At 63.5% G+C, this 13,543-nt stretch carries 10 protein-coding genes; 4 read left to right on the top strand and 6 right to left on the bottom strand.

Features of this window, described 5'->3' with window-relative positions:
- Window positions 1–98: 98 nt before the first annotated feature.
- Window positions 99–1,094 (bottom strand): NADP-dependent oxidoreductase, encoded by a 996-nt coding sequence (locus ACTJJX_RS08670; protein ID WP_016852511.1) that lies wholly within the window; start codon window positions 1,092–1,094, stop codon window positions 99–101.
- Between the two features lie 190 nt (window positions 1,095–1,284).
- Between ACTJJX_RS08670 and ACTJJX_RS08665 the strand changes: the two genes are divergently transcribed.
- Window positions 1,285–2,199 (top strand): AraC family transcriptional regulator, encoded by a 915-nt coding sequence (locus ACTJJX_RS08665; protein WP_003162432.1) that lies wholly within the window; start codon window positions 1,285–1,287, stop codon window positions 2,197–2,199.
- 51 nt (window positions 2,200–2,250) lie between these two features.
- Here the strand turns inward: ACTJJX_RS08665 and ACTJJX_RS08660 are convergent, their stop codons facing one another.
- The 5 genes from ACTJJX_RS08660 to guaB form a co-directional block, all read right to left on the bottom strand.
- Window positions 2,251–3,399: an MFS transporter gene (locus tag ACTJJX_RS08660; protein ID WP_016852510.1), complete on the bottom strand. Its 1,149-nt coding sequence runs from the start codon at window positions 3,397–3,399 to the stop codon at window positions 2,251–2,253.
- Between the two features lie 68 nt (window positions 3,400–3,467).
- Window positions 3,468–4,430, bottom strand: a complete 963-nt coding sequence (locus tag ACTJJX_RS08655; RefSeq protein ID WP_016852509.1) for an SDR family NAD(P)-dependent oxidoreductase — start codon at window positions 4,428–4,430, stop codon at window positions 3,468–3,470.
- 639 nt (window positions 4,431–5,069) lie between these two features.
- Window positions 5,070–6,647, bottom strand: a complete 1,578-nt coding sequence (locus ACTJJX_RS08650) for a glucosamine inositolphosphorylceramide transferase family protein (RefSeq protein WP_016852508.1) — start codon at window positions 6,645–6,647, stop codon at window positions 5,070–5,072.
- 306 nt (window positions 6,648–6,953) lie between these two features.
- The gene (gene guaA, locus ACTJJX_RS08645) at window positions 6,954–8,531 is read right to left on the bottom strand and encodes a glutamine-hydrolyzing GMP synthase (protein WP_003105901.1); all 1,578 of its coding nucleotides are present in this window, start codon (window positions 8,529–8,531) and stop codon (window positions 6,954–6,956) included.
- Between the two features lie 79 nt (window positions 8,532–8,610).
- On the bottom strand, window positions 8,611–10,080 hold the full coding sequence (gene guaB, locus ACTJJX_RS08640; RefSeq protein ID WP_003092702.1) for an IMP dehydrogenase: 1,470 nt from the start codon (window positions 10,078–10,080) through the stop codon (window positions 8,611–8,613).
- A 263-nt stretch (window positions 10,081–10,343) separates the two neighbouring features.
- Here guaB and ACTJJX_RS08635 point away from each other — a divergent pair, with 263 nt between their 5' ends.
- The 3 genes from ACTJJX_RS08635 to ACTJJX_RS08625 all read left to right on the top strand — a co-directional run bounded on the left by ACTJJX_RS08635 (window position 10,344) and on the right by ACTJJX_RS08625 (window position 13,522).
- Window positions 10,344–11,321 carry a helix-turn-helix transcriptional regulator gene (locus tag ACTJJX_RS08635; protein ID WP_003119304.1) on the top strand — a complete coding sequence of 326 codons (978 nt, stop codon included), beginning with the start codon at window positions 10,344–10,346 and terminating at the stop codon, window positions 11,319–11,321.
- Window positions 11,322–11,455: 134 nt separating this feature from the next.
- Window positions 11,456–12,352, top strand: coding sequence for a transporter (locus ACTJJX_RS08630; protein WP_004345610.1), 897 nt, complete (start codon window positions 11,456–11,458; stop codon window positions 12,350–12,352).
- A gap of 12 nt (window positions 12,353–12,364) precedes the next feature.
- Window positions 12,365–13,522: an MFS transporter gene (locus ACTJJX_RS08625; RefSeq protein WP_016852507.1), complete on the top strand. Its 1,158-nt coding sequence runs from the start codon at window positions 12,365–12,367 to the stop codon at window positions 13,520–13,522.
- The last annotated feature ends 21 nt before the right edge of the window (window positions 13,523–13,543 follow it).

Below are 13,543 nucleotides of genomic sequence, written 5' to 3'. Positions count from 1 at the left end.
AGGCGAGTTCTCGCTCGGAACAAATACACTCCCGCTGACCTGCAGCAAGCAAAAGAGCTCCCCAGCGCCAGCGGCGGATCGCTGGTCGCGGACTACGCTCAGGCTACCTTCACGATGCGCTTGCCGAAGTTCTCGCCATTCAACAGGCCGACCAGAGCCGCCGGCAGGCTTTCCAGCCCGTAGAGCACATCCTCGTATACCTTGATCTGCCCGGAGTCGACCCATGCCTTGAGATCGGAGAGCGCCCGCTCTCTGCTCTCGAGAAAGTCGCCAAGAAGGAATCCGCGCAACGTCAGGCGCTTGATGATGAGTAGCCCGGGGATCCCGGCAGGACCGGCGGCGGGTCGGTCCAGGTCGTATTGCGAAATCGCGCCGCAACAGGCGACCCGTCCATGCTCCGCCATGTTCGGCAGGCAGGCATCGAGGATTGCACCGCCAGTGTTGTCGAAATACGCGTCGATCCCGTCCGGACAGGTCCGCCGCAAGTCATCGGCCAGCGTCCCCGTCTTGTAGTCGAGTGCCGCGTCGAAACCCAGTTCACGAACCAGCCAGGCGCATTTGCTGGCGCCTCCCGCAATGCCGATGGTACGGCAGCCCCTGATCCTGGCGATCTGCCCGACGATAGAGCCGACGGCACCGGCGGCGGCAGACACTACCAGCGTTTCGCCCTGCACCGGCCTGGCGCATTCGAGAAGGCCGAAATAGGCCGTCAGGCCTGCTACGCCGTAGACGCTGAGCAGATGCGTGAGGGGCTCCAGGCGCGGCAGCCTGATGAGCCCGGCCGCCGGCACGACCGCGAAAGTCTGCCAGCCGGTCTCGGCACAGACCAGGTCGCCGGGCTGGAACGACGCCGAGCACGATTCCACCACCTCGGCCAGTCCCAACCCCGCCATCACCTCCCCGGCCACGAGGCCGGGGCGATAGGTCGCGCCTTGCATCCAGGCCCGGCTGGCGGCGTCCAGCGGTATGTACAGGACACGAAGCAACAGCTCACCGTCGGCCGGAACCGGACAACGCACCTCGCGCCCCTGAAAATGCCGGACAGCGAGCGCAGTCCGGGGAAGCTCGCTCAGAACGATCTGACGGTTGATCATCGCTTCTCTCCCGCCGCGAGAGCGACACTGTCGCTGGCCTCACCGCCGAAAGCGGGAGGCATGTGAAACTGTCTGTCGTGCATGCTGTTCTCCGAGTCGATGGCAACCTGATGCAATCTCATTGTGAGAAAACATCTCCGGACTTAGAATGCAAAAAACTCCTATCTTCTATCGCGATCGTCCAGCATCAATGGATCCTCTCTCCGAAGTCCTTTCCCTGGTCAACAGCCAGGACTCCTCCTTCGGCGCCCTGAAGACCGGCGGCGATTGGGCACTCCGCTTTCCGGCACCGGAAGGTGTGAAGTTCAACGTGGTAGTCCGTGGCGCTTGCCTGCTGGCCACCGACGGCATGGAAGAGCCGATCCGACTGGAAGCGGGCGACTGCTTTCTGGTGTCCTGCCGCAGTCCGCTGCTGGTCGGCAGCGATCTATCCCTTCCCGCCGCCGACGCCACGCTGCTCTACCGAGATGCCCCTGACGGCGTCGCGCACTATGGGGAAAGCGAGGATTGTTTCCTGATCGGCGGTCGCTTCGCCTTTGGCGAAGAAGCCAACCTGCTGTTCGACGGGCTGCCTCCGGTGACCGTCGTGAAAAGCGATTCGGACCAGGCATCCGTACTGAGCTGGGCGCTGCACCGACTGGCCCATGAGTTTTCCTGCCCGTCACCCGGTAGCGCGCTGATCGCTCACCACCTGGGCCACATCATGCTGGCGCAGGTGCTGCGCCTCTATCTCGCCGGCAAGGGCAGCGACACGCCCAGTTGGCTGCTGGCGTTGTCCGATCCGCGCATAGGCGCGGCGATCCGGGCGATCCACGCCGAGCCGGCCAAAGTCTGGACGGTCGAGCGCCTGGCCGACGTAGCGGGTACCTCGCGCTCCACGCTGGCCCTGCGTTTCAAGCAAACCGCGGGACTGGCGCCGCTGGAATATGTATCGCACTGGCGTATGCAATTGGCGGCTCGCGCCCTGCGCGACAGCAAAGCGACGATTTCCTCGATCGCGCAAACCCTGGGCTACGGCTCGGACAGCGCCTTCAGCAACGCCTTCAAACGCATCATGAAATGCTCGCCCAGAGACTATCGCAGCCGGCAGGCCAGCAGGGCATAGCGCTCGGCGAACCGCCCATGCGGCAGGTTCCCCGAGCGGTCGAGCGCATGGTCAAACGACCGACGGAGCTTGCCACGGTATCTTTCCCGCCCGAAGGATGATCCCGATGGCCAGGACCACGCACGCGCCGAAGGCATAACGCAGGCCGAACGCTTCGGAGAGAAAGCCGATCAGCGGCGGGCCGATCAACGTGCCCAGGAATCCGATCGTCAGAACGGCTGCGATAGCCGAACTCGGCGCCATGCTCGAGGAGCGGGCGGCGGCCCCCGCCACCAGCGGAATGACGGTACAGATGCCGAGACCGACAAGGCAGAAGCCAATGATCGACGCCAGCAGGCTCGGATAGGCGATCGTCGTGACCATGCCGATCAAGGCGAGCCCCCCGCTCCACTGCAAGGTGCTGCGCGTACCGAAACGGTCGGCGACTCGGTTCAGCAGAAGCCGGCCGACAGTCATGGCGCCCATGAACACCATGAAGCCGACTCCGACCAGTTGCCGCTCGGCCGAGACCACGTCCTGGAAATAGACGACGCTCCAGTCATACATGATGCCTTCGCAGGCCATCGAGAAAAAAACGATCAGCCCGTAGTTGAAAAGCCTCCTGTCCGGCATCGTGAAGGCCCGCCCGACCCGCTCCGCGCCAGGCTGGTCGTGGAGAAAGCGCCAGCAGGCCAGGGCGGCCAGGAAGGCGATCACCGATATCACGCCGAAATGCGTGGACAAGGCAAAGTCCTGCCCGATCATCAACGCCCCGAACCCGGCGCCGACGAATCCCGCCAACCCCCATATACCGTGGAAAAACGGTAACTCGGTCTTTCCGATGAGCGCCTCCGACAGGCTTGCCTGGGTATTGTTCGACACATTGACCGCGCTATAGGAGAACCCCGATACGAACAACAGAGCAGCAAGCTGGTAGACGCTAGAAGCCAAGGGAACCAACGACAGCAGAACGGCGTTCGCGAGAATCGCCGTTACTCCAACGTTTCTGCTGCCGAGCTTCGCGATCATCCAGCCGGATACCGGCAACGAGAGCACCACCCCGGCCGACATGGCGAAAAGCGCACTGCCGAACACCCCGTCGGAAAGCTGGAGTCCGTCTTTTATCGTGGCCATCCGGGAGCTGAGGCTCCCGAAACACAATCCGAGCATGAAGAACATGCCGGAGATGGCAATACCTTTCCCTACGCTGCTGGAGGTCATTCGATCGATCCCGGTGCTTGTTTGATGGACAGAAAGCGCGGTATCCGCGACGTCTTCCGTGTGCTCGACTAGGACGCGAATGCGTCGATCCCGGTGAGCGTCGCCGAAAGCCTCCAGAGACGGCGGGCCTGCTCCGGATCGATCGCATGCTCGCGTACGCCGGCCAGGGTGCGCGAGTCGTCCGGCGCGATGCCTGCGATGTCGCAATCCTCGCAGTAGAGCCCGCCCATCCCCGCCAGCAGCGGAGAGGTCGCAGCCCACAGCTGGGTGGCAGCCCCCTGCTGCGGGGTCTTGAGCGTGTCGGGGCTGGCCGGATTGCCGGCTTCGTCCATCCAGCCCAGGGCGATCATCTCCGCCCGTGGAACATGGCGTTGCAACGGTGTGGCGATGCTGCCCGGATGCAATGCGAAGGCATGCACACCCCTCTCGCGACCCAGCGCATCCAACTGGATGGCGAACAGGGCGTTGGCAGTCTTCGACTGCGCATAAGCCAGCCACTTGTCGTAGCCCCGTTCGAACTGCACGTCGTCCCAGCGGATCGCCGAGTAGCGGTGCCCGGCGGAGGACACGGCGACCACTCGCGCGTCATCCGCGAGCGACGGCCACAAGAGGTTCACCAGGGCGTAGTGGCCAAGGTGATTGGTCGCGAACTGCGCTTCCCAGCCCGGGCCTACGCGGGTCTCGGGACAGGCCATCACACCGGCGTTGTTGATGACGATATCGGCACGACGGCGCGAGGCGGAGAAGGCCTCGGCGAACCGACGCACGCTGGCCAACTCGGCCAGGTCGAGCGCCTGCACCTCGACTTCGTCGAGCCCGAGCAGCGCCTCCCTTGCCACATCCGGTCTGCGCGCCGTAACAATGACCCGCGCGCCCGCGTCGGCCAGCGCCTTCGTGGTTTCCAGGCCAAGACCGGAGTAGCCGCCGGTCACGATGGCGGTCTTTCCGGAGAGGTCTCGCCCCGCCATCACCTCGCTGGCCTGCGTTTTCGCTCCGAATCCCGAATTGATGGGGGTTTGCCTGATAGCCATGAGAACTCTCCTCGCATGCGGAAGCGGCCAGGCGGATAGCGCTGGCTCTTGGGACGAGGGTCATTATCGAAGTGGAAAACTGGATTCCGAATGCAGCGGAATCCAGTTTCCTATCGAGATCGTCCGATCCCGTAAGCAGCTGTTTCATCACCGCTGCAAGAAAAGCACGGGACGGCGCAGAATTTGCTGTACGTTGGCGAACTCGCCAACAGCAGCTGAAGCAGGAAAAATTGATATCAACCCCAGGGCCTACTAACTAGGCAGCTGTACTAAAACTGGGGGCAGGTCACTCCACCGAACACTTCCGGGAAGGCATGGAACACAATGACGGAAAGCACCGCCACTGCGCGCAAGCCATCAATATCAGAGCGATACTTTGGTGGATAACCGTTCGACATGAGCCTGACTTGTACTTGCTTGTTGAAGCCGCTCCCTCGCTTGCTCGGGAATAGGTAAAACCACAGAAGCTTCCGCCGCCGAGCGAAGAAAATCGATGGCTAACATCACAAATTCGCCGGCCTGCCAAGACGCATACATAGAAGACGGCGACCTGTCGGCCACCCTGCCCCATGTGCGTCTCTACGACCAGTAGTCGCTCCGCCCAGTTCGTGGGTAACTTGCTGGCGACGCGGAAATGGCTCAGCCCTTGCTGAGCAGCCTGGCCACCAAACGGCGATACCCCGCCAGAAGCGAAAATCTGTCCTGGTAGAAATCGAGGATCATGGTTTGCCCATGAATGTCGATGGTATGCGGACCGCGTGCGTCCTGGAACGCCAGGTTTGCTACACGCTTCTCCGAATAATGCTCTGGATCGAGCACCTCGATTTCGTTTACGGCCAGACTGCTTCCATAACCATAGGAGTTGTTCTGACCGAACCGGTAAAGCTTTCCTCCCTCCTTGAAGATACGCCCGCCCATTCGTGCGGAGCCGGGATTCATCACCACAGGGTTACAGGGATGGGAAGTGTAGGGTCCTTCCAGGCTCTCGCCGACATAAAGATAAAGGTTGTCCGAACCTGATACCGCCTGGCCGCAGAACAGGTAGTACCTGCCCCCGTGTTCGAAAAGCGTGCCATCCAGAATCCGCTCACCCTCCATTCCCTGGAATAGCTTCTTGCTCTCCAGAGCGAAAGGAGGAGGCAGAAGACAGGGAGCGGAATGAGAGGCGACTTCCGGTATCAGATATTCGACACCAGACGCCTCGAACGAATAGGGATAGGAAAAATGATTCCCCTTCAAGATCACACGTGAAAAGTCAAGACTCTGGGCCTTCAATTCAATGATTTCACCCAGACCGTTGCTAGCATTCAAGGCTTCGAGACGTATCAGCTTACCGTCCGCACTAAAGAAAGGATCGGCGTAGAAAGTATACCCCTTCTCCACCTTCGGAATCTTTCCTGCTGAGACGGACAATTCTTGCAACGAAGGAATATCGTTGTAAGGAAGCGCAACGACATTCCATTTTTTTTCGAAAAACGCCCCGTACGATAGCCGGGCAAGCCCCCGGAAGATAGTCTTGCAGAAAAACTTGAAGACGGTGAAATTGCTGGGCAGACGGTAGTTTTTGCCCAGCTTTTCTAATACCACCTGCTCTCCCCGAGAGTAATTGACAAGCGCCTTGCGAAGCAGCACGACCGAATTCAGATAAAAGTTTCTTGAGGTTTTCTTGTAGGAGTGGTGATGAACCTTGGAGTACCCGCGCACCAAGACCTCGCCGGCGTCCAGTTTGTTGGAGAGCTTCTGGACTATGATCCCGACGCTGTCTGCATTTTCATAGATCTCATAAAAGCCCGCGGGCCGCCCCCTGTAGTACTCTGGATCGCCATGGTGGTAGGAAAGAATGTCCAGCCTCTGCAATCCTCCATCGATGCGGAGCAGAGACATGCCAAACTTGATGACCAGCTTTATTCCCTTATCCAGAATTCGGGCGCAGACATCTTCCGGGATGCGCTGCCAGGCCCCTTCGTAATCAGAATCGAAATGAATGACTTCTGAGCCACGAGAGTCTAACTGCACTCGACGAGTCATATCATTCTTCAGGGAAAGAATATTGAGAAAATAATACCCGCAATGCTTGATGACACTTTTCTTGGTCGCGCTATTACGACAACTGAGAACCAATTGAATATCAAGATACTCAGAAGAGTCTTCAATCGCCCGCTTTTGCCACTCACTCAATGAAAGATCATCAACAATCAACGCGGCCTTTATTTTCATCCCGAAACTCGCCTCTGAAACAATGAAACCCCAAAAATGCTGCGAAATTTCGACAGCCCCGAGAAACCGACACTTTTCACTGAAAAGCTGCCATGACAATTAGCAAAGCATCATTAAAGCGAAGCAGTATATCTCATGATCGACGGGCCGATTCAACCGTAAAACGGCCGTTAAACAGTTGCTGGACCACCAGCCAACGCTATACAGACATCATTTGGCGGAGCCACAAGGCTTTCGGCGGAGCCATAAAAGACAACGGCCTTACGGCCGTTGTCTTTCGGATGAATCACCAGGGAAGAAGTGGCTTCACTCCCACTCGATAGTCGCCGGCGGCTTGCTCGACACGTCGTAGGTGACCCGGGAGATACCGGCAATCTCGTTGATGATGCGGTTCGAGACCTTCTCCAGCAGTTCGTAGGGCAGGTGCGCCCAGCGCGCGGTCATGAAGTCGATGGTCTCCACCGCGCGCAGGGCGACGACCCAGGCGTAGCGACGGCCGTCGCCGACCACGCCGACCGATTTCACTGGCTGGAACACCACGAACGCCTGGCTGGTCTTGTGGTACCAGTCGAAGGCGCGCAGTTCCTCGATGAAGATGTGGTCGGCCTGGCGCAGCAGGTCGGCGTACTCCTTCTTCACCTCGCCGAGGATGCGCACGCCCAGGCCCGGGCCGGGGAACGGGTGGCGGTAGACCATGTCGTAGGGCAGGCCCAGCTCCAGGCCGATCTTGCGCACTTCGTCCTTGAACAGTTCGCGCAGCGGCTCGACCAGTTCGAACTGCATGTCCTCCGGCAGGCCGCCGACGTTGTGGTGCGACTTGATCACGTGGGCCTTGCCGGTCTTGGCGCCGGCCGACTCGATCACGTCGGGGTAGATGGTGCCCTGGGCGAGGAACTTCACGTCCTGCAGCTTGGTGGCTTCTTCGTCGAAGACTTCGATGAAGGTGCGGCCGATGATCTTGCGCTTCTCTTCCGGGTCGGCGACGCCGGCCAGGCGGCCGAGGAACTTGTCCTCGGCGTTGGCGCGGATCACCTTCACGCCCATGTTCTCGGCGAACATGGCCATCACCTGGTCGCCTTCGTGCAGGCGCAGCAGGCCGTTGTCGACGAACACGCAGGTCAGTTGGTCGCCGATGGCCTTGTGCAGCAGCGCGGCGACCACCGAGGAGTCCACGCCGCCGGAGAGGCCTAGCAGGACCTTGGAGGAACCGACCTGGGCGCGCACGGTGGCGATGGCGTCGTCGACGATGTTCGAGGGGGTCCACAGCGCGGCGCAACCGCAGATGTCGAGGACGAAGCGCGAGAGAATGCGCAGGCCCTGCTTGGTGTGGGTGACTTCCGGGTGGAATTGCACGCCGTAGTAGGCGCGGGCATCGTCGGCCATGGCGGCGATCGGGCAGCTCGGGGTGCTGGCCAGGATGTGGAAGCCGGCCGGCATCTCGGTGACCTTGTCGCCGTGGCTCATCCACACGTCGAGGCCGAGCACGCCGTCGTCGTCCACGTGGTCCTCGATGCCGTCCAGCAGGCGCGCCTTGCCGACCACGTCGACGCGGGCGTAGCCGAACTCGCGCAGGTCGGAGCCCTGCACCTTGCCGCCCATCTGCTCGGCCATGGTCTGCATGCCGTAGCAGATGCCGAACAGCGGCACCTTCAGGTCGAACACCGCCTGCGGCGCGCGCGGGCTGTCGGCTTCGTGTACCGACTCGGGGCCACCGGCGAGGATGATGCCGCGCGGCGCGAAGGCGATGATCGCCTCGTTGCTCATGTCGAAGGGATGGATTTCGCAATACACGCCGATCTCGCGCACGCGGCGGGCGATCAGTTGGGTGTACTGGGAGCCGAAATCGAGGATCAGGATACGGTGGGCGTGAATGTCTTGGGACATGGCCATCTCTCGCTACGGAATTCGAAAACGACACGGGGCTGAATCGAACAGCCCCGTGCAGCACTCATTTCAATCAGCCTCAACCAACCCGGTAGTTGGGGGCTTCCTTGGTGATCTGGACGTCGTGGACATGGGACTCGGCCATGCCCGCGCCGGTGATCCGGACGAACTGCGGCTGCGTGCGCATCTGCTGGATGTCGGCGCTGCCGGTGTAGCCCATGGCGGCGCGCAGGCCGCCCATCAGCTGGTGGACGATGGCGGACAGGGCGCCCTTGTACGGCACGCGACCCTCGATGCCTTCCGGCACCAGCTTCTCGGCGCCGGCGGAGGCGTCCTGGAAGTAGCGGTCGGACGAGCCCTGGGAGCCGGACATGGCGCCCAGCGAACCCATGCCGCGGTAGGACTTGTAGGAACGGCCCTGGAACAGCTCGATCTCGCCCGGCGCTTCCTCGGTACCGGCGAACATCGAGCCCATCATCACACAGTAGGCGCCGGCGACCATGGCCTTGGCCAGGTCGCCGGAGAAGCGGATGCCGCCGTCGGCGATCAGCGGTACGCCGGTGCCTTCGAGGGCGGCGGCAACGTTGGCGATGGCGGAGATCTGCGGCACGCCGACACCGGCGACGATGCGGGTGGTGCAGATCGAGCCCGGGCCGATGCCGACCTTGACCGCGTCGGCGCCAGCCTCGGCGAGGGCCTTGGCGGCCTCGGCGGTGGCGATGTTGCCGCCGATCACCTGGACGTCCGGGAAGGTCTGCTTGACCCAGCGCACACGCTCGATCACGCCCTTGGAGTGGCCGTGGGCGGTGTCCACCACCACCACGTCGACCCCGGCGGCGACCAGCGCGGCAACGCGCTCGCCGGTATCGGCGCCGGTGCCGACGGCGGCGCCGACGCGCAGGCGGCCCTGCTCGTCCTTGGACGCCAGCGGGTAGGTCTTGGCCTTCTCGATGTCACGGAAGGTCACCAGGCCACGCAGGTAGAAGTTCTCGTCGACCACCAGCATCTTCTCGATGCGGTTCTCGTAGAGCTTGGCCTTCATCTCTTCCAGCGGGGTGCCTTCGCGGGCGGTGACCAGCTTGTCCTTCGGGGTCATGATCGCGGCGACGGTATCGCCGGCGTTCGGCTTCACCCGCAGGTCGCGACCGGTGACGATACCGACCAGCTCGCCCTGCTCCACCACCGGGAAACCGGAGAAGCCGTACTCGCGGGCCATCTGCAGCAGTTCGATGATCTTGGTCGAGGGGGTCACGGTGACCGGGTCGCGGACGATGGCCGTTTCGTGCTTCTTGACCTTGCGGACTTCCGCGGCCTGCTGCTCGATGCCCATGTTCTTGTGGATGATGCCGATGCCGCCTTCCTGGGCCATGGCGATGGCCAGGCGGGCTTCGGTCACGGTATCCATCGCGGCGGATACCAGCGGGATGTTCAGTTCGATGCCGCGGGTCAGGCGAGTTTTCAAACTCACGTCCTTGGGCAGGACTTCGGAATAACCGGGGATCAGAAGGACGTCGTCGAAAGTCAGGGCTTCTTGACTGATTCGCAGCATGGCGGGCGCTCCCAGACGGGAAAAATGGAAGCGCGACATTATACCCAGCCACGGGCTTCCGCTCAACGCAGTTGATCGCCGAAAACGGCGAATGGGCAAATATCTTGCAAGGCGCCCGCCAGGCCCCGTTCCGCCTGTCCTATCCCGCATTTGCAGGATGGCAGCGCGGCGGCGGATGGCCGGATACTGCGTACGTCACCCAGCGACCGCCCAGGCGGCGGGACGCCGATTCCAAGAACTATAAAAGTGGGACGGGGGAGAGAATGAAAGGGAGCACTGACCCGCATTCGTCATCCGCAGCCTTGCTCGCGGCGTTCGGCGCCGCCGTGCTGGACATCAACCGGCTGGCGCGCGACAAGACCCTGGAGCGTTTCCATCGCACCGCGCTGGAACGTCTGCAGCAACTGGTGCCGTTCCAGCGTGCCTGGTGGGGCCGCGCGGCGCTGATCGACGGCGTGCCGGTGGAGCACAGCGCACACCTGTTCAACCTCGAAGAGCACTATGTCGAGGACTGGAAATCGATCAGCCACGACGACATCACCGTCGGACTGGTACACGCCCGCCCGGGCACCGCCGTGGCCGTCGACATGCAGGCCACCGCCGGGCTGCGCTGGCTTGGCGCGCGTCACGACATCGGTGAGCTGCTCTGCGTGATCCACGTCGATCCGATCACCCGCCTCAGCGACCATGTCGCCCTCTATCGCACGCCTGGCGGCCCGCCCTTCGCGGACCAGGAGAAGCTGCTCCTCGGGCAACTCTCGGCGCACCTGGCCGCGGCCGTCTCGGCCAACCAGATCCGTACCCTGGTGGCCCTGCGCGAATCCCTCGAACGCCAGGCTCTGGCCATGGCGGTATGCGATCGCTACGGCGTGCTGCATTGCGCCGAACGCGGCTTCGTCGACCTGCTGCTCGGCGCCTGGCCGGGCTGGACCGGTCCGCAGTTGCCGGAGGAAACCAGCCCGCAGGGCTATCGCGATGCGCGCCTGGTGATCGACTCGCGGCAGGTCGGCGACCTCTACCTGCTCACCGCGCGGCAACCGAGCGCGATCGAACAGTTGAGCAATCGCGAAGGCGACGTCGCCCTGCTGTTCAGCGAAGGCAAGACCTACAAGCAGATCGCCCGCGACCTCGGCCTGGCGCCGAACACCGTGCGCCATCACATACGCACCATCTATTCCAAGCTGGGCGTCAACGACAAGGCGAGCATCGCCCACCTGCTGCACCAGTTCCCGCCTGGCTGACAGCCCTCCACCCCTGCCATCACCGCTTCGCCCGCCCCGCCATGGGCGGCATGGGCGCCCTTTCGCCTGCGAAAAGGCGCAACCACCACCGGCGCGACGAACGCCGGGCACACAACGACCGGGGAGACCGACACATGACCCACCGCACCGCCTCGATGGCCGCACCGACCGCCAGCGCCCTCGCGCTGCTCGGCATCCCGCTCCTGCTGGGCGCCGAGGCCGGCGCCGCCGACCTCAACGCCCGCGATTTCTTCGGCGCCCCGGCGGGCACCACGCTCGGCGTGCTCTACCTGCCGGCGACCCGCGCCCATGAGTTCCACGGACCGGCCGATCGCAACGGCAAGGCCGAACTCAAGACCAACGCGATGGCCTACCGCCAGGTGTTCTTCAGCGACATCTGCGGCACTCTCTGCACGCCGCAGTTCATCATTCCCTTCGTCGACATCGATGCGCGCCTGCCCGGCAGCGCCGGGCATACCGGCGAGACCGGTTTCGGCGATCCCCAGGTCGGCGGCACCCTGTTCTTCATCAACGACCCGGAACGGCGCCGCTACAGCGGCCTGCTGACCCTGATCACCCTGCCGCTGGGCGAGTACCACGCGAAGAACCCCGATGTCTCGCCCGGCGCCAACCGCTGGGGCGCCACCTTCGTCTACAACTACACCCAGGGCATCGGCCGCGACTGGGTGCTGGAAGCCAACCTGGAAGCGCAGTTCTACGCGAAGAACGACGACTACTTCGGCAGCGACCTGGAACAGAAACCGCTCTATCGCCTGCAGGCCTTCGCCTCCTACGACTTCAGCCAGAGCACCTACGGCGCCCTCAAGCTGGTGCACGCCGATGGCGGCGAACTGAAGCTGCAGGGCCATACCCTCGACGACACCCACCAGCGCTACACCCAACTCGGCTTCGAGCTAGGCCACTGGCTGGACCGGCGCAACAGCCTGATGTTCGGTCTCTCGCGCAACGTCGCCACCGACAATGCTTTCCATGGCAGCCAGGCCCTGTTGCGCCTGGTCCATGTGTTCTGAGGAGGCGCAGCCATGAGCGCTTCCGACAAGACTCTCGCCAGCGCCTCTCCGGCGTCCGGCAACCTCGCGCTGCTCGCGGCCATCGTGGTGTTCGCCGCGATCACCCCGACCATCCTGATGACCGCCCCCGCCGTCGCCGCGCAACTGGCGACCCAGTGGCAACTGAGCCCGGCGCGGGTCGGCGACCTGTTTTCGGTGGAGCTGGGCGCCATGAGCCTGGCGACGCTGCCGGCCTTCCATTGGCTGAAACGCGTCGATTGGCGCCACGCGGCGCTGCTCGCCGGCCTGCTGTTCATCGCCGCCAACCTGGCCTCGGCGCTGGCCGGCAGCTACCCGCTGCTGCTCGCCCTGCGTTTCTGCAGCGCCCTCGCCGGCGGCTCGCTGATGATCCTCTGCCTGTCCAGCGCCGCCAGCACCGCCATCCCGAGCCGGGTCTACGGGCTCTGGGTGATGGGCCAACTGGTGGTCGGCGCCGTCGGCCTGGCACTGCTGCCGGCGCTGTTCGAACGCTTCGGCCTAGCCGCCTGCTACCTGTTGCTGGCCGGCCTGATGGGCCTCGCCCTGCCGTTGTCGCGGGCCTTCCCCAGTGGCAGCCCGCCAGCGGAAGCCCGCGCCAGTACCGGCGCGGTTCACTCGCGACTGCGGGTCGGGCTGGGTATCCTCGCCGTGCTCACCTTCTATATCAGCCTCAGCGGCGTCTGGACCTTCATCGGCGCCATCGCCGAAGGCGCGGGGATCGGTGCCGGCGCCAGCGGCGAGGTACTCGCCGTCGCCACCCTGATGGGCATCGCCGGGGCGGCCTGCGCCTCCTTCATCGGCAACCGCCTGCCGCGCGACCTGATGCTGCTCGGCGGCTACCTGGCGATGGCCGCGGCGATCCTCCTGCTGATCGGCCAGCCACCGCTGGCGCGCTTCGCCCTGGCCGCGCTGCTGTTCAAGTTCACCTGGACCTTCGCCCTGCCGTTCATCCTCGCCTGCCTCGCCGACCTGGACCGATCCGGCCGCCTGATGAACGCCTCCAACCTGGTCATCGGCGGCGGGCTGGCCATCGGCCCGGCGCTGGCCGGACGACTCATCGAAGGCAGCGGCGGTTTCCTCCCGCTGCTGCCGATCGCCGCCGGCCTGGCCGCCCTCTCGCTGCTGCTGGCCCTGGCCTGCCGGCCACGCTGAAACCCTTTCCCGAACCACGGA

Origin of the sequence: Pseudomonas sp. 22490 (genome assembly GCF_052044465.1) — a bacterium.
GTDB lineage: Bacteria > Pseudomonadota > Gammaproteobacteria > Pseudomonadales > Pseudomonadaceae > Pseudomonas > Pseudomonas aeruginosa.
The sequence above is the reverse complement of the archived record's forward strand: the minus strand, read 5'-3'. Positions and strand labels throughout refer to the sequence as shown.